We start from the raw sequence: 19,960 nt of genomic DNA on the forward strand, positions 1-19,960 counted from the left end.
TTCGACGGGCGTAAACGACATGGATCTTGATCTGACAGGCAGGCATGCCCTGGTCTGCGGGGGCTCGGACGGCATCGGCCGCGCCGCGGCCCATGAACTGGCCCTGCTGGGCGCCGATGTCACCGTGCTGGCACGCCGCGGCGATGCGCTGCAGGCCGTCGTCGCCGCATTGCCCGCCAGCGCTCCCCAGGCGCATGCCTGGATCGTCGCCGACCTGGCCGAGCACGCCCCCCTGATCGCCGCGGTCAACGCCAGGATCGCGCAGCGACCGGTGCACATCCTGGTCAACAACACCGGCGGACCACCGGGCGGACCGATCGCCAGCGCGCCACCGACGGCCTTCCTGGAGGCATTCCATCGCCACCTGATCGCCAACCAGCTGCTGGCACAGGCGGTCGCGCCGGGCATGCGCGCGGCGGGCTGGGGACGCATCGTCAACGTCGTCTCGACCTCGATTCGCGAGCCGATCGCCGGCCTGGGCGTGTCCAATACGATCCGCGGCGCCGTCGCCAGCTGGGCGAAGACGCTGTCGCGCGAACTCGCCGGCGACGGCATCACCGTCAACAACGTGCTGCCCGGATACACGCGCACCGCACGCATCGACCAGGTCGTGCGCGACCGTGTCGCGGCGAGCGGCCGCAGCGCGGAGGATGTGCTCGACGGCATGCGCGCGCATGTACCGCTCGGGCGCATCGCCGAACCCGCCGAGATCGCAGCCGCCATCGCCTTCCTGTGCTCGCCGGCCGCGGGCTATGTCACCGGCGCCAGCCTGCCGGTCGATGGTGGCCGCATGGCCTCGATCTGAACGCACCGCACTCGACCCTCCACGACGACGGCGATACGCTGTCCCCCGGCCCCGGCGGCACGCAGGCCTCCCCTCACTCGACCCCTGGACCATGAACGAACTCGACGAACTGCTGCAACGCAACCGCGACTGGGCCGAGAAAGTCAGCCTGGAAGACCCGGACTTCTTCGCGCGGCTGTCGCGCCAGCAGAGTCCGAAGTACCTGTGGATCGGTTGCTCCGACTCCCGCGTCCCGGCCAACCAGATCATCGGCATGGATCCGGGCGAAGTGTTCGTCCATCGCAATGTCGCCAATCTGGTCATCCACACCGACCTCAACGCGCTGAGCGCGATCCAGTTCGCCGTTGACCTGCTGAAGGTCGAGGACATCCTGGTCGTCGGCCACTACGGCTGCAGCGGCGTGCACGCCAGCCTGACCGATACCCGCGTCGGCCTGGCCGACAACTGGCTGCGGCATGTTGGCGACATCGCCACCAAGCATGCCGACTACCTGTCGCAGGTGCCGACCGAAGAACTGCGGCACGCACGCCTGTGCGAACTCAACGTCATCGAGCAGGTCGCCAACGTCTGCCGCACCACCGTGGTCCAGGATGCCTGGGCACGCGGGCAGAAGCTCGGCGTGCACGGCTGGGTCTACAGCCTGCGCGACGGCCGCGTGCGGCCGATGGCGATCGACATTTCCAGCCCCGAAGAAGTCGAGCCCGCCTACCAGGCCGCGATCGACGGGCTGCCCACGACGACTGCGCGCGACTGAGCGGGCCGATGCGATGAACGATGCCGACCGCGACGCGATCCATGCCGGCAGTGCCCCTGCCGCGGTCGGCAGCTACCCGCATGCGCGCCGGGTCGGCGACTGGCTGCTGCTGTCGGGGATCGGACCGCGCGATCCGGTCAGCAACCAAGTCCCCGGCAACGTGCTGGCGGCCGACGGCCGCGTCCTCTCGCATGACATCACCGCGCAGACGCATGCGGTGTTCGCCAACGTGCGCGCGGTGCTGGAAGCCAGCGGCGCCCGCTGGGAGGACCTGGTCGACGTCACCGTCTACCTGACCGACATGGGCCACGACTTCACCGCCTACAACCGCGTCTGGGCCGAGTATTTCCCCGACCCGGCCAGCGCGCCGTGCAGGACCACGCTGGGCATCAGCGCGCTGCCGACACCGATCGCGATCGAACTCAAGTGCATGGCCGCCGTCGGCCGCCGTCCTTCGTCGTCACCGCCATCGCCCGATGCGGACTGATCGACGCGTTCCGCCGCTCCACCGCACCACCGCAGACGCCATCCAACACGCACGATGACTGGAGCAAGTCGATGATCTCCGCCCCACTCAACTTCCAGGCCTGGATCGACGAACACCGTCACCTGCTGAAGCCGCCGGTCGGCAACAAGTGCATCTACGACGGCGACTTCATCGTCATGGTCGTCGGCGGTCCCAATGCCCGCACCGACTACCACTGGGAAGAAGGCCCGGAGTGGTTCTACCAGCTCGAAGGCGAAATGGTACTGCGCATCCAGGAACCCTCCGCCGATAGCGGCCCGGCGCAGGCCCGCGACATCCCGATCCGCGCCGGCGAGACCTTCCTGCTGCCACCGCGCGTCCCGCATTCGCCGCAACGCGCCCCCGATTCGGTCGGCCTGGTCATCGAACGCAAGCGCTTGCCACACGAGCAGGACGGCCTGCAATGGTATTGCGAGCACTGCAACCACAAGCTCTACGAGACCTACTTCCACCTGCACGACATCGAGCAGGATTTCCCGCCGGTGTTCGACCTGTTCTACCGCTCGATCGACCTGCGCACCTGCGACGCCTGCGGGCATCTGAACCCGCGCCCGGCGCGCTACGACGCCGATCCGGACTCGCTGGCGGATGTCACCTGACGTCATGCAGGCGAACGATGCCATGCTCAAGATCGACATCCACGCCCACTACCTGCCGCGCGACTGGCCGGACCTGGCGAAGAAGTTCGGCGACCAGCGCTTCCCGGTGATCCACCATACCGAGGACGGCCGCCATCGCATCTACAAGGATGGACGCTTCTTCCGCGAGATCTGGTCCAAGACCTGGGATCCGCAGGAACGCGTCGACGACTACGCGCGCTTCGGCGTGCAGGTGCAGGTCATCAGCACGGTGCCGGTGATGTTCAGCTACTGGGCCAAGCCGCAGCATGCGCTGGAGCTGCACCAGTCGCTCAACGACCACATGGCCGCCACCTGTGCGGCGCATCCGCGCCATTACGCCGGCATCGGCACGGTGCCGCTGCAGTCGCCGCGACTGGCGATCCAGGAACTCGAACGCTGCGTCGACCAGCTCGGCCTGCAGGGCGTGCAGATCGGCAGCCATGTCGGCGACTGGAACCTCGACGCGCCCGAACTGTTCCCGTTCTTCGAGGCCGCGGCCGAACTGGGCGCAGCAATCCTCGTGCATCCCTGGGACATGATGGGCAGCGAGAGCATGCCCAAGTACTGGTTGCCCTGGCTGGTCGGCATGCCGGCCGAACAGTCGCGCGCCGCCTGCTGCCTGGTGTTCGGCGGCGTGCTGGAACGCCTGCCGGGCCTGAAGATCTGCATGGCCCACGGCGGCGGCAGCTTTCCGTATTCGATCGGCCGCATCGAGCACGGCTTTAACATGCGTCCCGACCTGGTCGCGACCGACAATCCGCATAACCCGCGCGACTACCTGAAGCGCCTGTACTTCGATTCCTGGGTCGCCGACCCGCGTGCACTGCAGTACCTGCTCGACACCTGTGGCGTCGACCGCGTGATGCTGGGCACCGACTACCCCTTCCCGCTCGGCGAGCAGGTCCCCGGCGCCGGCATCGAGGAGATGCAGCTGCCCGAGCCGGAGCGCGCGCGGCTGTACCACGGGACCGCGCTGGAATGGCTCGGCCTGCCGGCGGCGCGGTTCGCATGACCCACCGCGCGCGCGCCAGCGACCGCTGTGTCCATCCGCCCTCCTTCGGCGCCGCACTGCGCCCTGCCCCATAGACGGACGTCCTGCATGACCCACACCCCCGATCCGTCCATCGACCTGTCATGCGATGCCTACGCCGCGCAGGCCGATGCCGCCGATCCGCTGCGGGCCCTGCGTTGGGAGTTCCTGCTGCCGCAACATGGCGGGCAGGCGCAGGCCTACTTCGTCGGCAATTCGCTGGGGCTGCAGCCACGCGGCGCACGCGCGCATGTCGAGGAAGTGCTCGACAAATGGGCGCACGAAGCCGTCGAGGGCCACTTCACCGGCCAGGCGCAGTGGATGCGCTATCACGAGCTGGTCCGCGATCAGCTGGCGACCGTGGTCGGTGCCGAGCCATCCGAGGTCGTGGCGATGAACTCGCTGACCACCAACCTGCACCTGCTGATGGTCAGCTTCTACCGGCCCACGGCGGCGCGCCCGGCGATCCTGATGGAGGCCGGCGCCTTCCCGTCGGACCGCTATGCCCTGGAATCGCAGGTCCGCTTCCACGGCTTCGATCCGGCCACCGACCTGATCGAACTCGAACCCGATGAAGCCGACGGCCGGTTCTCGATGGCGGCGATCGAGCAGGCCATCGCCATCCACGGCCATCGCCTGGCGCTGGTGCTGTGGCCGGGCGTGCAATATCGCACCGGCCAGGCCTTCGATCCCGAAGCAATCACCCGGCTGGCGCACGCCGCCGGTGCGCTGGCCGGATTCGACCTCGCGCACGCGGTCGGCAACCTGCCGCTGCGCCTGCACGACAGCAACGTCGACTTCGCCGTCTGGTGCCACTACAAGTACCTCAATGGCGGCCCCGGCGCGGTGGCGGGCGCCTTCGTGCATGCCCGCCATGCGCACAGCGAGCTGCCGCGTTTCGCCGGCTGGTGGGGACACCAACCGGAGACGCGATTCCAGATGGGTCCGCAGTTCGTGCCTACGCCCGGTGCGGATGGCTGGCAGCTGAGCAACCCGCCGGTGCTGGGCATCGCGCCGCTGCGCGCGTCGCTGGACCTGTTTGCGCAGGCCGGCATGGACGCGCTGCGCGCCAAGTCCGAACGCCTGACCGGCTGGCTGGAGCAGCTGATCCATCGCCATCTCGGCGACGTGCTGCAGATCGTGACGCCGGCCGAACCCGCGCGTCGTGGTTGCCAGTTGTCGCTGCGCGTAGTCGGTGGGCGCGAACGCGGGCGTGCCCTGTTCGACCATCTGGCCACGCACGGCGTGCTCGGCGACTGGCGCGAGCCCGACGTGATCCGCATTTCGCCGGCCCCGATGTACAACACCCACGCCGACGTGCTGCGCTTCGCGCGCACGGCCGCGCAATGGCGGGACCTCGCACGATGACCGCAGGCCCCCACACGAATGCCCGGGACGCCCAAGGCGGCGCGGGCAGCGACGGCAGCAACACGCCGCGCCACCTGTCGATCGTCGGTGCCGGCCTCGCCGGCGCCCTGCTCGGCATCCTGCTGCGCCAGCGCGGCTGGCAGGTCGACATCTACGAGAAGCGCGGGGATCCGCGCGTCGCCGGCTATGCCGGCGGGCGCTCGATCAACCTCGCGCTGGCCGAACGTGGCCGGCATGCGCTGCGCCAGGCCGATGCCGACGATGCGGTGATGCGCCACGCCATCATGATGCGCGGTCGCATGGTGCATGTCGGCGATACCCCGCCGCAGCTGCAGCGCTATGGCCGCGACGACAGCGAAGTGATCTGGTCCGTACATCGCGGCGACCTCAACCTGGTGCTGCTGGACCTGGCCGACGAGGCAGGTGCGCGGCTGCATTTCGATCGCGGCCTGGAAGACGTGGATTTCGATGCCGGTACCGCTCGCTTCGTCGATCCGCGCGACGGCAGCACGCACACGGCCCAGGTCCATGCGCTGGTCGGTGCCGATGGCGCCGGCTCGGCGTTGCGCGCCGCGATGAACCGGCATACCGACCTCGGCGAGCGCAGTGCGTTCCTCGATCACGGCTACAAGGAGCTGGAAATCCCGCCGACCGCCGACGGCGATTTCCGCATCGAGGCCAACGCCCTGCATATCTGGCCGCGTGGCCATTACATGTGCATCGCGCTGCCCAACGACGAGAAGACGTTCACGGTGACGCTGTTCCTGCCGCACGCCTCGGATGGCAGCGGCGGGCCGGCCTTCGACCAGTTGCGCACGCCGGAAGCGGCACGGGCGTTCTTTGCCCGCGATTTCCCGACCGCGCTCGCGCTGATCCCGGATTTCGACGCGCACTGGGCCAGCAATCCGGTCGGCCAACTGGCTACGCTGTATCTGGAGCACTGGCATCTCGATGGCCGCGCGCTGCTGATCGGCGACGCCGCGCATGCGATGGTGCCGTTCCACGGCCAGGGCATGAACTGCGCGTTCGAGGATTGCGTCGCACTGGCCAGGCAACTGGATGCGCACGCGGATCTTGAGGCCGCGTTCGCCGCATTCGAGGCCGAGCGCAAGCCCAACGCCGCCGCGATCCAGCACATGGCGCTTGAGAACTACCAGGAGATGCGCGACCGCGTCGACGATCCGGTCTACCTGCTGCAACGGGCGCTGGAGCTGGCGCTGCAGGCGCGTCATCCGACCCGCTTCGTGCCGCATTACGCGATGGTCACCTTCATGCTGATCCCGTATGCGCTGGCCCTGCACCGCAGCGAACTGCAGCGCGAGCTGCTGGCACGCGCGACCGCCGGCATCGACCGGCTCGAGGATGTCGACTGGGCGGCCGTCGATGCCGACGTACTGCGCACGCTGGCGCCCCTGCAGGACAGGCCCTTGCAGGACGTCAGCCTGCAGGACAGCGGCACGGCCGCGGACCATGCGTCGGCATCCTTCTCGATCAGCGAGTCCGCCGGATGAGCGACAGCTTCCTGTTCTACGATCTCGAGACCTTCGGCTCCGATCCGCGGCGGACGCGGATCGCCCAGTTCGCCGCGATCCGGACCGACGCCGAACTCAACGAGATCGACGAACCGATCGATTTCTTCGTGCAGCCGGCTGACGATCTGCTGCCGTCGCCGGTCGCGACCCTGATCACCGGCATCACGCCGCAGCATGCCGCGCGCGTAGGCGTCAACGAGGCGCAGGCGTTCTCGCGCATCTTCGACGAGATGGCGCGTCCCAGGACCTGCACGCTGGGCTACAACTCGCTGCGCTTTGACGACGAGTTCGTGCGCTTCGGGCTGTTCCGCAACTTCCACGATCCCTACGAACGCGAATGGCGCGGCGGAAACTCGCGCTGGGACCTGCTCGACGTGATGCGGCTGGCGCATGCGCTGCGCCCGGAGGGCATCGAATGGACCCCGCGCGACGATGGCCAGGGCACCTCGTTCAAGCTCGAACACCTGGCCAGCGCCAACGGCGTGCGCGTCGGCGATGCCCACGAAGCGCTGTCGGACGTGCGCGCGCTGATCGGCATCGCGCGCAGGTTCAAGCAATCTCAGCCGCGGCTGTGGACGTATGCGCTGAAGCTGCGCGACAAGCGTTACGCCGCATCGCTGCTCGACACCATCGCGGTGCAACCGGTGCTGCACGTGTCCCAGCGCTACCCGGCCTCGCGCCTGTGCGCGGCCGCGGTGGTGCCGCTGACCCGGCATCCGCGCATCGACAGCCGCGTCATCGTCTTCGACCTCGACAGCGATCCCGACATCCTGCTCGACCTGGACGCCGCGACCATCGCCGCGCGGCTGTACCTGCGCGCCGACCAGTTGCCGGAAGGCCAGGCCCGCATCCCGCTGAAGGAAGTCCATCTCAACCGCTGCCCCTGCCTGGTCGCCTGGGACCATCTGCGCGCGCCCGATTTCCAGCGTCTGGCGATCGATCCGGCCGTGGCCGAACACCGCGCCGGCGTGCTGCGCCAGCATGCGGTCGCGCTGGCCGAGAAGATCCGCCAGGTCTACGCGGCCGAGCGCGAGTTCGCGCCGTCCGATGTCGATGGCTCGCTGTACGACGGTTTCCTGTCCGACCAGGATCGCCGTCGCTTTCCGGACGTGCGGGCGACGCCACCGGCGCAGCTGGGCCAGAAGGACTTCGGCTTCGTCGATCCCAGGCTGCCGGAACTGCTGTTCCGCTATCGCGCGCGCAACTGGCCGCAGACGCTGTCGCCTGCCGAGCAGGCGCAGTGGCGTGACTATCGCCGCCAGCGGCTGGGCGACGACGATAGCGGATCGGAACTGTCCTTCACGGCATTCTTCGCGCAGATTGCGACACTGCGCGGCGAGATCCAGGACGCCCCGGACAAGCGCGCGCTGCTCGACCAGCTCGAGGACTGGGGCAAGACCCTGCAAGCCACCCTGGCATGAAGACATCGACATGAGTGCAGACAACCTGGCATGAGCACCTATTTCACCGACAAGAGCCTGAAGTTCCTGCGCGCACTGGCACGCAACAACGACAAGGTCTGGTTCAATACGCACCGGAAGGAGTACGAAGCTCACATCCGCGATCCGTTCCAGCGCCTGATCACCGACCTGCAACCGGACCTGGCGGCCGTCAGTCCGCACTTCCGTTCCGACCCGCGCGGCGTCGGCGGCTCCCTGTTCCGCATCCATCGCGACGCACGCTTCTCCAACGACAAGTCGCCCTACAAGACCTGGCAGGGCGCGCGGCTGTTCCATGAGCGTCGCCGCGAAGTCGCCGCGCCCTCGTTCTACGTCCACCTGCAGCCGGGCGGCAGCTTCATCGGCGCCGGCCTGTGGCATCCCGAGCCCGATACCCAGCGCCGTATCCGCCAGTTCATCGTCGACAACCCCGGCAGCTGGAAGCAGGCCGCGCATGCGCCTGCGCTGCGTCGACGCTTCGATTTCGAGGAGAGCGAGAAGCTGGTGCGCCCACCGCGCGGATTCCCGGCCGATTTCGAATTCATCGACGACCTCAAGCACCGCAACTGGGTGTTCTGGCGCACGCTCGACGACGCGGCGATGACCGGGCCGCGCCTGCGCCAGACGGTGGCCAAGGACCTGGTTGCGCTGGGTCCGTTCGTCGACTACCTGTGCGCAGCGCTGGACCTGGAATTCTGATGCCTGCGCCAGACCTGGGTGCGGAGCCGTACCAGCCTTCGGAGCGGCCGGCGTGAGGCGCTGGGGCATCCTAGTCGGCCTGCTGGTAGCGCTGCTGCTGGGCTACGTCGTCGCCGGGCCGTGGATCGCGATCCATGGCATCCGCGATGCGGTCAGCACCGGCAATGCAAGGGCCCTGGCCCGGCACGTCGATTTCGTGCCGTTGCGGGCCAGCCTGAAAGCGCAGCTGACGGACCGGCTGGTGCGCAGCGCCGGCATCGACGTGCAGTCGAGCCTGCTCGGCAACCTCGGCCTGGTCCTGGCCGGCGGCGCCGTCGGCGGCGCGGTCGATGCGATGGTCACGCCGCTGGGCATCGGCGCATTGATGGAAGGCCACAAGGTCTGGCGACGCGCCAGTGGTGATGAGCCCGCGACGCCGGCCACACCCGACGACGGACACGTGCTGACGCGCGAGATGCGCTACCGGTTCGAGTCGGGTTCGCGCTTCACCGCGACCGTCAACGACGGCAGCGCCACGCCGCTGGTCTTCGTGCTGAGCCGCGATGGCCTGCGCTGGAGACTCTCGGACATCCGGTTGCCGCCTGCGGACTGAGCCGGCAATGCTGCAATGCCGCTGCTACAGGTTGGACACGCCGTGCGGCACATGCCCGGCGGCCACGTGCAGGCGGGCGCTGTCGATGTTGTGGCGCGAATCGTCGAAGAAGATGTCGGCGCCAAAGGCTTCCAGGAACGGGCCTTTCGGACGACCACCGAGGAACAGCGCCTGATCCAGGCGTACGTCCCAGTCGCGCAGCGTGCGGATCACGCGCTCGTGCGCAGGCGCGGAGCGCGCGGTGACCAGCGCGGTCCGGATCGGCGACGCGACGCCGGCCGGATAGGCCGCCTGCAGGTCGTGCAGGGCCGACAGGAAGCCGCGGAACGGGCCGCCCGACAACGGCTCGCGCGCGCGTTCGCGCTCGTGCTTGTGGAAGGCCTCGATGCCGCCCTGCTGGGACACCCGCTCGCCCTCGTCGCCAAAGATCACCGCGTCGCCGTCGAACGCGATCCGCAGCTGGTCATGCCGTTGCGCGGCCGCCCTGGCCGGCAGGATCGTGGCCGCCGCGACGCCGTTCTCCAGCGCGAAGCGCACCGACTCCGGATTGGCCGACAGGAACAGGTGCGTGCCGAACGGACGGATGTACGGCCAGGTCGGTTCGCCCGATGTGAACGTCGCCCGCGAGATCGCCAGGCCATGGTGCTGGATCGAATTGAAGATGCGCAAACCGCTGTCGGCCGAATTGCGCGACAGCAGGATCACCTCGACCCGCGGCGCGCCCTCGGGGGCGCCCTCGTTCAGCGCCAGCAGCTTGCGCACCAGCGGGAACGCGATGCCCGGTTCGAGCACGTCGTCCTCGTGGCTGCGCTGGTGGTCGGCATAGGAGTCGATGCCCTCGGCCTCGAACACCGCGTGGCTGTCTTCGAGATCGAACAGGGCGCGCGACGAGATCGCGACGGTCAGCAGGGGAATGGCAGGCTCGGACATGGTGCAAGTATGCGCGAAGCGGGTCGCGCGACGCGAGATCGCCGAGGCGGCACCCGGCGGGACACGCGCGCCCAGAACCTGTTAACGCTCTGTCGCGAGCGCAGTCAGATGACGCGTGGTGGAGCGCACGAAGCGCCATGTACGTGGGGGGTACATGAGCATTCGGAGTACCGCACGCGCGTCATCTGGCAAGCGCAGCAAGACCGTGACCAGGTTCTCAGACGACGAACTGCTCGCTGAGGATACGTTCTTCCAGGTTGTGCTCGGGGTCGAACAGCAGCGTCACCGTGCGGTCCCGCGATTCGCGGATCGTCACTTCGACCACGTCGCGGACCTCGTGCGAATCCGCGGTCACGCTGACCGGGCGCTTGTAGGGATCGAGCACCTTGAAGCGGATCTCGGTGTCGGCCTTCAGCAGGGCGCCGCGCCAGCGCCGGGGCCGGAACGGCGCGATCGGCGTCAGCGCGATCACGCTGGACCCCAGCGGCAGGATCGGACCATGCGCCGAGTAGTTGTAGGCGGTGCTGCCGGCCGGCGTCGCCACCAGCACGCCATCGCCGACCATTTCCTCCAACCTGACCTGCCCGTTCAGCGCCACCGACAGCCTGGCCGCCTGGCGGGTCTGCCGCAGCAGCGAGACCTCGTTGTAGGCCAGCGACCCCACCGTGGCGCCGGATTCGGTCTGCGCGACCATTTCCAGCGGATGCAGCACCGCCGGTTCCGCGCGGGCCAGGCGGTCGAGCAGCCCGTCGCCGCGATGGTGGTTCATCAGGAAGCCGACCGTGCCCGCCTTCATGCCGTAGACCGGCTTGCCGAGGGAGCCGTAACGATGCAGCGTCTGCAGCATGAAGCCGTCGCCGCCCAGCGGGCACAGGATGTCGGCCTCGTCGGGCGCATGCTGCCCGTGCAGGTCGATCAATCCCTGCAATTCCTCCTGCGCGCCATCGGTCTGGCTGGCAAGGAAGGCGATGCGTGGCGTGCTGGGCATCGGGGATGCATCCGGGGGAACAGGTTGGAGCTTATCGCAGAAGCCGTGGACTGCGGCATCGCGACCGCCGCACCGCACCAGCCCGTTACGCGTCAGCCACCCCGCCGCCCGTCAAGCACGCCCGTCAAGCGCAACGCGCGAACGTGTAACCGGTGCTGAAGCCGAAGCCCGCGATCTGCGCGTGCGGATCGACGCGGAAATCGACGAAAAAGTCGCGACTGTCCATCTGGTACGGCCAGCGCGGGCTGGCCTTGAAGACATCGTGGTGCCAGTGCTGCAGGTCGTACACCAGGCGTCCGGCCTCGAGACTCAGACGATCGCCATCGACGCGCACAGCGACCTTCCCGAAAGCCCCGGCGTCGGCATAGCAGCCGGCGTAAGCCGGCAGCTTCAGCGACGGATGCGTGCCGGCGATTCTGGCCTCCTCGAGTGCCTCGCGGCGTGCCGAGCCCGCTGCGCGATCGGTCTCCGCACGTTGCCGGAAACGCGTGCTCCAGTCGCCCTGGTTGCCGCGCCCGAGGGCATGGTCGAGCGCGGTCTGGAACACCGCCAGCGGCATCAGCGACTGGTCGGAATTGGCCAGCACCACGATGCCGATGCCCAGTTCGGGCACGAAGCCCATGCGACTGCGGAATCCGTCGATGCCGCCCGAATGCCAGACCACGGTGTGGCCGCGGTACGCGTGCACCATCCAGCCCATCGCATAGCTGCGGAACGTGATCCGGTCCGCGCCCTCGCCCGCCACGTCGGCCCAGTCGCTGCTCGCGAACGCGCCCCGCTCCGGCGTCTGCGGCACATGCGTTTCATGCAGCGCCGCCGCCGGCAGCAGCGGACGGCCATCGACGCTGCCGTCGCCGAGCTGGAAACGCAGCCACAGCGCGAGGTCGTGCGCGGTCGAATTGACGCCGCCCGCAGGCAGCGCGTTGTAGTCCTCGTAGATCCAGTCGATCGGCTGCATGCGCGAGCCGTCGCGGCGCAGGTGCGGCGAGGCCGCGTTCGCATCGCGGCGCGCCAGCGCATGGTCGGCATGGGTGCGCGACATGCCCAGCGGCTGCCACAGCGCCTGCGCGGCATAGCCCTCCCAGGGCATGCCGGTGGTCTCGGCGACGACCTCGCCGATGGCGGTATAGCTGTCGGTGGTGTACAGGAACTGGCTGCGCAGCGGATGCAGCTGCGGCAGGTAGCGGATCCGGCGCACATGGTCGCGACGGTCGGCGCTGACCCGGCGGAACGTGTATTCGGAACTGCCGAAACCGCTGCGCATCGCCAGCAGGTCGCGCACGGTGACCTCGCTGTTGTCGCGCTCGCGCGGCATCTGGAACCATGGCAGGTGACGCTGCACCGGATCGTCCCAGCCGATCCGCCCATCGGCGACCAGCTTGGCCACGGTGGCCGAGGCGAAGCTCTTCGACAGCGAGGCGATGCCGAACAGCGTCTGCGCATCGACCGCGTCGCGGCGCGAGGCATCGCGCACGCCGAACCCGCGCTCGTGCACGATGCGGCCGTCGGCGACGATCGCGATCGCGAGCCCCGGCTGCTGCCAGTCCCGCATCATCGTCTCGATCTGTGCATCCAGCGCGGCGACATCGAGCGGCGGCGCCGTGGCCTTCGTCGCCGCCGCGTCGGCTGCAGGGGCGGAGGACATCGTGGCAGCGGCTGCCGATGCCAGCGAGGGCATCAACGACAGCAGCGGCAACAGGAGCGACAGGACGACGGCTGGGGCGCGCATCGGGGATCCGGGGCATGGCGGGGAGCCCCGATGATGCCGCAAGCGCAGGGCCGCGGGTACCGTGAAAAGACGCAAACTGCCATCTTTCCTGCCATCTTTCCTGCCACCTTCCGGCCAACGTCCTGCAGCGACGCGCAGGATCGCAACGGGCATCGTGCGGCGATCCCGCACCCTGCCCGCATACGAGAAGATGCGCGGCCGGCCGCAGACGGGACGCCGCTGCGAGCGTGACCGCGCCGACCGCCGTCACCCGGATGCCAGGCATCCGGGTGGGTCGGTCAGCCGCTGGCGATCAGCTGCGCTGCACCAGTTGCGACAGACGCTGCACGGCCACCGACGCGGTCGGGTAGTCGAGCGTCTTCTGTGCCGCCAGCTCGTTGAGCATCGACAGCGTGAAGCGCAGCGCCGGATCGTCGCGCTCGAGCCAAGCCTTGACCTTGGCCTCGGGCGTGCTGCCGGGCATGTCGATGACCTGGTTGACCAGCGCCCGCAGTTGCGTCGACAACTCGTCGCGCAGCACGCCACGCGCCACCGCATGCCAGCGGCCGTCGACGACCAGCGCGTCGATCTGCTCGACCAACCACGGCAGGCGCAGGGCCTCGCCGACGCGGTAGTGCAGCTTGGCCACTTCCAGCGGCTTCTGCTTGCGCTCGGCCGCCAGTTCGATGATGTCGCAGGCAGGCTCCAGGTACGGCAGCGCCGCCAGCTCGGCACCGAGGTCGTCGGGCAGGCCCTTGTCCTTCCACGACTGCAGGCTGGCCTCGTAGGTCGGGCGCAGCGAATCGGGCAGGATGCCGTCGGCGCCGCGGATGTCGCGGAAGCCGTCGTGGTAGCGCTCGACCGCCGTGGTGATGTCGGGGATCGCACCCGGGCGCGACAGCAGCCAGCGCGTGAACGAGCGCTGCAGGTTCCAGATCACCTGCAGGGCGTCGACCTGCACCGACTCCGGCACCTTGCCATCGAGGGCGTCGATCTGCAGCCACAGCACGCGCGCTTCCAGCGTCTCGCGGGTGATCGTGAAGGCCTTGGCGACTTCGCCCGGCGAGCGTCCGCTGTCTTCCTGCATGCGCAGCATGAAGGTCGCGCCCATGCGGTTGATCATCGTGTTGGTCACCGCGGTGGCGATGATCTCGCGCTTGAGCCGCAGCTGCTCCATCGCCTTGGCATACTTCTGCTGCAGCGGCTGCGGGAAGTAGCGATGCAGCTCCTTGGACAGGTACGGGTCCTCGGGCACGTCGGACGCCAGCAACTGGTCGAACGCGACCAGCTTGGAGTACGACAGCAGCACCGCCAGTTCAGGCCGGGTCAGACCCTGCCCGCGCAGCTTGCGCTCGGCAATCTCGGCATCCGACGGCAGGTATTCGATCTGCCGGTCCAGCAATCCCTGCGATTCCAGCGTGCTGATGAAGTGCTGCTTGGACCCCAGCCGCGTCAGCGACATCCGCTCCATCAGGCTCAGCGCCTGGTTCTGGCGGTAGTTGTCCCACAGCACCAGGTCGGCGACCTCGTCGGTCATCGACGCCAGCAGCTTGTTTCGCGCCGGCAGCGTCAGCTTGCCGGTCTGCACCTGGCTGTTGAGCAGGATCTTGATGTTGACTTCGTGGTCGGAGGTGTCGACGCCCGCGGAGTTGTCGATGAAGTCGGTATTGAGCAGCACGCCGTTGAGCGCGGCCTCGATGCGGCCCAGCTGCGTGAAGCCGAGGTTGCCGCCCTCACCGATGATCTTGCAACGCAGGTCGCGGCCGTCGATGCGGATCGCATTGTTGCCGCGATCGCCGACGTCGCTGTGCTGTTCGCTGCTGCTCTTGACGTAGGTCCCGATGCCGCCGTTCCACAACAGGTCGACCGGGGACTTCAGGATCGCCGAGATCAGCTCGTTGGGGCTCAGCGCGGTGACGTTGTCGGCCAGGCCCAGCACCTCGCGCGCCTCGGGAGACAGCGGGATCGACTTGGCGCTGCGCGGCCAGATGCCGCCGCCCTTGCTGATCAGCGACTTGTCGTAATCGTCCCAGCTCGAACGCGGCACGACGAACATCCGCTGCCGTTCCTTGAACGAGACCGCGGCCTGCGGCGCCGGGTCGATGAAGATGTGGCGGTGGTCGAACGCGGCGACCAGCCGGATGTGCTTGGACAGCAGCATGCCGTTGCCGAAGACGTCGCCGGACATGTCGCCGATGCCCGCCACGGTGAAGTCCTGCGACTGGCTGTCGCGGCCGAGCGCACGGAAGTGGCGCTTGACCGACTCCCAGGCGCCACGCGCGGTGATGCCCATGCCCTTGTGGTCGTAGCCGACCGAGCCGCCGGACGCGAACGCGTCGTCGAGCCAGAAGCCGTGCTCGCGGGCGATGCCGTTGGCGATGTCGGAGAACGTCGCAGTGCCCTTGTCGGCGGCGACGACCAGGTACGGATCGTCCTGGTCGTGGCGCACGACATTGCGCGGCGGTACCACCTTGCCATCGACGAGGTTGTCGGTGATGTCCAGCAGCCCGTTGATGAACTGCTTGTAACAGGCCACGCCTTCGGCCAGGAAGGCATCGCGGTCGCCGGCGGCCGGCGGACGCTTGACGATGAAGCCGCCCTTGGAGCCGACCGGCACGATGACGGTGTTCTTGACCATCTGCGCCTTGACCAGGCCCAGCACCTCGGTGCGGAAGTCCTCGCGGCGGTCGGACCAGCGCAGGCCGCCACGCGCGACCGGTCCGAAGCGCAGGTGGATGCCCTCGGTGCGTGGACCGTAGACGAAGATCTCGCGGTAGGGGCGCGGCTTCGGCGCGTCCGGCACCTTGGCCGAATCGAACTTGAACGCGATGGTGTCCTTGAAGCCGCCTTCGGCATTGCGCTGGTAGTAGCTGGTGCGCAGCGTGGCATCGATGACGCCCATGAAGCTGCGGACGATGCGGTCCTCATCGAGGCTGGAGACATCGTTGAGCAGTGCGCGCAGCGCATTGCGGGCGCTGTCGTAGCGCGCATTGCGGCCGTTGCCGCGCGATGCGATGACCGGCTTCAGCGTGTCCAGCGCCGCGGTGCTGTCGCCCGCCAAGGCTGCCAGCTGCTGTGCCAGCAGGTCCGACGCGGCCTTGGCTTCGGCCTTGTCCTCGTTGCCGGCCGCGGGATCGAAACGGGCCTGGAAGGCCTCGATTAGCAGGCGGGCCAGCAAGGGATAACGGGTGAAGGTGTCTTCGACATAATTCTGCGAGAACGGCACGCCGACCTGCTGCAGGTACTTGCCGTAACCGCGCAGCACCGACACCTGGCGCCAGTCCAGCCCGGCGCCGAGGATCAGCTTGTTGAACCCGTCATTCTCGGCATCGCCATGCCACAGGCGCGCGAAGGCTTCGGAGAAGTCGGTCGATGCGCGCGCGACATCCAGGCCGGCGATCGAGGTCTCGACCTCGAAATCCTGGATATAGGCCGGCGTGCCATCGGTCTCGACCCGGTGCGGGTGCTCGGAGATCACGCGCAGGCCCATGTTCTCCATCATCGGCAACGCGTCCGACAGCGGGATGTCCTTGTGCTGGCGGTACAGCTTGAAGCGCAGCAGGCCCTCGCCTTCCGGGCTGTGCGGCGACTGCGACAGACTCAGTTGCAGGTCGTCGGGTGAACGCAGCGCGGCCAGGCGCTCGACGTCGGTCGCGGCGATCGCCGGTGTCGCGCTCTCGATGTAGCCGGCCGACAGGGCGCGGCCGAAGCTGTTGGCCAATGCCAGGCCGGTGCTCTCGCCATGGCGGACGATCAGCTCGTCGCGCAGGTCGTCCTGCCAGTTGCGAACGATCGCCGACAGCTCGGCTTCCAGCATCGCCTGGTCGACGTCGACCTTGGCGTTTTCGCGCGGACGCACGATCAGGTGCAGCTGCGCCAGCGGCGATTCGCTGATCAGCACGCTGGCATCGACCTGGTCGGCCTGCATCAGCCGCTTGAGCATCGCCTCGATGCGGCGACGGACATCGGTGTTGAAGCGGTCGCGCGGGATGTAGACCAGCGCCGAATAGAAGCGGCCGTAACGGTCCTTGCGCAGGAACAGCTTGCTGCGCACGCGCTCCTGCAGGCCCAGGATGCCGGTACCGACGCGGAACAACTCGTCGGCGGTGCACTGGAACAGCTCGTCGCGCGGCAGCGTCTCCAGGATGTGCTTGAGCGCCTTGCCGCTGTGACCGGTGGGGTTGAGGCCCGACTCGCTCATGACGTGCTCGAAGCGCTCGCGCACCAGCGGGATCTCCCACGGGCGGCGGTTGTAGGCGCTCGACGTGTACAGGCCGATGAAGCGCTGCTCCGAGACCGGGCGGCCCTTGTCGTCGAAGCTGAGCACGCCGATGTAGTCCATGTAACCGGGACGGTGCACCGCCGAGCGGGCATTGGTCTTGGTCAGGATCAACGCATCCATCGACCCCGAATGCTGCATGTAATGCGCGGCCAGCGACTTCAGCGAGCGCGCCTTGCCGGTGTCCTCGCCGCCCAGCAGGCCGAGTCCGCTGCCGTCGACGGCGACCAGCACGTCCTCGCCACCACGCTTGCGCACCTGGTACTCGCGATAGCCGAAGAACGTGAAGTGGTCGTTGGCGGCCCAGCGCAGGAATTCCTGCGCCTCGCGACGGCCGGCGTCCGGCACCGGCATGCGCCGCGTCGCCAGGTCGGCAGCGACCTGCTGCATCTTGTCGCGCATCGCGCGCCAGTCGTCGACGATGTTGCGCACGCTGGCCAGCACGCCGCGCAGGATGTCCTCGATCCTGGCGATGCCTTCCGGCGTCTGCCGGTCGATCTCCAGGTGCATCACCGATTCACTGGAGCCCTCGCCGACCGCGGTCAGCTTGCCGCTGCGGTCGCGGCTGATCTGCACCAGCGGATGTCCCAGCACGTGCACGCCGATGCCCTGCTCGGCCAGCGCCATCGACACCGAGTCGACCAGGAACGGCATGTCATCGTTGACGATCTGCAACACCGTGTGCGACGACTCCCAGCCATGCGTTTTCAGCATCGGATGGAAGATCCGCAGGATCGCGGTGCCCGGCTTGCGCTTGCGCGCGAAGTCCAGCAGGTCGTTGGCCAGCGCCGCCCAGCCGTCCGCGCTGTGCAGCGGCATTTCATCCTCGGACATGCGCCGGTAGAACGCGCTGGCGAAGGCGCTGGCGTCGTCCTGGTGGGCCTTGCCGGCCAGCTTGCGGATCGCGCTGAAGATGGGATCGAGCAGGCTGTCCCTCGGGCTGACCCGCGGCGGATGCGCCGGCTTGGCCGTCTTCGGGGTGGAGGATGCTCCAGCTTTGCGTTGAGTGCTCATGGAAACAGTAGTCCGATGGATGACGGCCAGCAGGATGGGCAGGCCGGGGAAAAGGGGTCAGCGGGCGCGACAGGCGCGCATGTCGCCTACAGGCGGGTCATCCGTGTCCGGAATCGGGCCCGTACGACGGAAACGAGGCAACGGATGCGATGTTGCGGGGGCGGCCATCGCAGCCGCGGATGACGGGAAAGGCGATGTCTTTCACTCCACTGCAGTGATGCATGCTCGACTTCCTGGAAGGGTCAGTGCCGGCCCGCGTCGGCGCGGGCACGGGACGCGGCTGCACCTGCGGTCGACGCAGGGGCGGTCCGCGATGTGCGGGCGTTCATCTCAAGCCGGTCTCGTTGCGGGCAATGACCAGGCGCTGGATCTCGCTGGTGCCCTCGTAGATCTCGGTGATCTTGGCATCGCGGAAATAGCGTTCGATCGGCATCTCCTTGGAGTAGCCCATGCCGCCATGGATCTGCAGCGCCTGGTGGGTGATCCACATCGCCGCCTCGGACGCGGTCAGCTTCGCCATCGCCGCCTCGTTGCTGAAGCGCTGGCCCTTGGACTTCAACCAGGCCGCGCGCAGCGTCAGCAGCAGCGCGCCATCGAGCTTGCAACGCATGTCGGCGATCTTGGCCTGGGTCATCTGGAACGTGCCGATCGGCGCGCCGAAGGCCTTGCGCTCCTTGACGTAGGCGATGGTCGCCTCGTACGCCGCGCGGGCGATGCCGATCGCCTGCGAGGCGATGCCGATGCGGCCGGCATCGAGCACGCCCATCGCGATCTTGAAGCCCTGGCCTTCCTCGCCGAGGATCTCGTCGGCCTGGGCAACATAGCCGTCGAATTCGATCTCGCAGGTCGCCGAGGCCCGGATGCCGAGCTTGGGTTCGGTCTTGCCGCGGTGGAAGCCGGCGCGCTCGCCGTCGACCAGGAACGCGGTGATGCCGCGCGCGCCCTTGTCGGGATCGGTCATCGCGAACAGTACGAAATACTTGGCCACCGGGCCGGACGTGATCCAGCTCTTCTTGCCGTTGATGACGAAGCTGCCGTCGGCCTGGCGCGTCGCGCGGCACTTCATGGCGGTCGCGTCCGAGCCCGACTGCGGCTCGGTCAGCGCGAAGGCGCCGATCTCGCGCCCTTCGGCGATGGCGCGGACGTAGGTCTGCTTCTGCGCCTCGGTGCCGTGGGTCAGAATGCCGTTGCAGAACAGCGAATTGTTGACCGACATGATCGTCGAGTGCGCGGCATCTGCCGCGGCGATCTCGACCATCGCCAGCACGTAGGCGATCGGGTCCATGCCGGCGCCGCCGTACTCGTCGGGCACCTCGATGCCCATCAGTCCGTTCTCGCCAAGGACGCGGATGTTGTCGAGCGGGAATTCGCCCACGCGATCGAAGTGCTCCGCACTGGGTGCGATTTTTTCCTGCGCGATCCTCCGCGCCACGTCCTGCAACATCAACTGCTCATCGCTGAACCCAAAATCCACGTTTCCACTCCATCGGCGATCTTGGGTGCACATTGTAGACGTGGCTGCGCCTAAACCCCAGCACGTCGCACGCACATTCGACGCCCGAAAACACTCGACATTTCATGCAAAAAAGAGTGGATACCTTCATTGCACTGCAACATTTCCCGGGGCGCACGGCTTGACCCTGCGGGGCGCGAGGAGGAAACTTATCTCTATATCG

Annotated in this window: 14 protein-coding genes and 1 pseudogene; 10 read left to right on the forward strand and 5 right to left on the reverse strand. The window is 68.0% G+C overall.

Annotated features, from left to right (window positions below; genetic code table 11):
* Positions 1-19 precede the first annotated feature (19 nt).
* The 10 genes and pseudogenes from ACYX7E_RS09195 (at position 20) to ACYX7E_RS09240 (ending at position 9,365) form a co-directional block, all read left to right on the forward strand.
* Positions 20-805: an SDR family oxidoreductase gene (locus tag ACYX7E_RS09195; protein ID WP_462080282.1), complete on the forward strand. Its 786-nt coding sequence runs from the start codon at positions 20-22 to the stop codon at positions 803-805.
* A gap of 91 nt (positions 806-896) precedes the next feature.
* Positions 897-1,559 carry a carbonate dehydratase gene (gene can, locus ACYX7E_RS09200; protein ID WP_462080283.1) on the forward strand — a complete coding sequence of 221 codons (663 nt, stop codon included), beginning with the start codon at positions 897-899 and terminating at the stop codon, positions 1,557-1,559.
* A gap of 13 nt (positions 1,560-1,572) precedes the next feature.
* Positions 1,573-2,046 carry a RidA family protein gene (locus ACYX7E_RS09205; protein WP_462080284.1) on the forward strand — a complete coding sequence of 158 codons (474 nt, stop codon included), beginning with the start codon at positions 1,573-1,575 and terminating at the stop codon, positions 2,044-2,046.
* A 71-nt stretch (positions 2,047-2,117) separates the two neighbouring features.
* Positions 2,118-2,684 (forward strand): 3-hydroxyanthranilate 3,4-dioxygenase, encoded by a 567-nt coding sequence (locus ACYX7E_RS09210; protein WP_462080285.1) that lies wholly within the window; start codon positions 2,118-2,120, stop codon positions 2,682-2,684.
* Positions 2,674-3,717: an amidohydrolase family protein gene (locus tag ACYX7E_RS09215; protein ID WP_462080286.1), complete on the forward strand. Its 1,044-nt coding sequence runs from the start codon at positions 2,674-2,676 to the stop codon at positions 3,715-3,717. The genes ACYX7E_RS09210 and ACYX7E_RS09215 overlap by 11 nt, the downstream gene beginning before the upstream one ends.
* 87 nt (positions 3,718-3,804) lie before the next feature.
* Entirely contained in the window at positions 3,805-5,103 is a 1,299-nt protein-coding gene (gene kynU, locus ACYX7E_RS09220) for a kynureninase (RefSeq protein WP_462080287.1), read from the forward strand.
* Positions 5,104-5,183: 80 nt separating this feature from the next.
* Positions 5,184-6,518: pseudogene (locus ACYX7E_RS09225) on the forward strand (FAD-dependent oxidoreductase); the annotation flags it as partial.
* 92 nt (positions 6,519-6,610) lie between these two features.
* The gene (gene sbcB, locus ACYX7E_RS09230) at positions 6,611-8,056 is read left to right on the forward strand and encodes an exodeoxyribonuclease I (protein WP_462080288.1); all 1,446 of its coding nucleotides are present in this window, start codon (positions 6,611-6,613) and stop codon (positions 8,054-8,056) included.
* 30 nt (positions 8,057-8,086) lie between these two features.
* The gene (locus ACYX7E_RS09235) at positions 8,087-8,773 is read left to right on the forward strand and encodes a DUF2461 domain-containing protein (RefSeq protein ID WP_462080289.1); all 687 of its coding nucleotides are present in this window, start codon (positions 8,087-8,089) and stop codon (positions 8,771-8,773) included.
* Between the two features lie 52 nt (positions 8,774-8,825).
* Positions 8,826-9,365 carry a DUF2939 domain-containing protein gene (locus tag ACYX7E_RS09240; RefSeq protein ID WP_462080290.1) on the forward strand — a complete coding sequence of 180 codons (540 nt, stop codon included), beginning with the start codon at positions 8,826-8,828 and terminating at the stop codon, positions 9,363-9,365.
* A gap of 24 nt (positions 9,366-9,389) precedes the next feature.
* Here the strand turns inward: ACYX7E_RS09240 and ACYX7E_RS09245 are convergent, their stop codons facing one another.
* From ACYX7E_RS09245 to ACYX7E_RS09265, 5 genes are all read right to left on the reverse strand, one after another.
* Positions 9,390-10,295 (reverse strand): 5'-nucleotidase, encoded by a 906-nt coding sequence (locus ACYX7E_RS09245; RefSeq protein WP_462080291.1) that lies wholly within the window; start codon positions 10,293-10,295, stop codon positions 9,390-9,392.
* Between the two features lie 217 nt (positions 10,296-10,512).
* Entirely contained in the window at positions 10,513-11,283 is a 771-nt protein-coding gene (locus ACYX7E_RS09250) for an NAD kinase (RefSeq protein ID WP_462080292.1), read from the reverse strand.
* 124 nt (positions 11,284-11,407) lie between these two features.
* The gene (locus ACYX7E_RS09255; protein ID WP_462080293.1) at positions 11,408-13,012 is read right to left on the reverse strand and encodes a serine hydrolase; all 1,605 of its coding nucleotides are present in this window, start codon (positions 13,010-13,012) and stop codon (positions 11,408-11,410) included.
* Positions 13,013-13,304: 292 nt separating this feature from the next.
* The gene (locus ACYX7E_RS09260; protein ID WP_462080294.1) at positions 13,305-18,284 is read right to left on the reverse strand and encodes an NAD-glutamate dehydrogenase; all 4,980 of its coding nucleotides are present in this window, start codon (positions 18,282-18,284) and stop codon (positions 13,305-13,307) included.
* 325 nt (positions 18,285-18,609) lie between these two features.
* Complete coding sequence (locus tag ACYX7E_RS09265; RefSeq protein WP_462080295.1) at positions 18,610-19,791, reverse strand: acyl-CoA dehydrogenase family protein; 1,182 nt, start codon at positions 19,789-19,791, stop codon at positions 18,610-18,612.
* Positions 19,792-19,960 lie beyond the last annotated feature (169 nt).

This window comes from Luteimonas sp. RIT-PG2_3, from assembly GCF_054902115.1.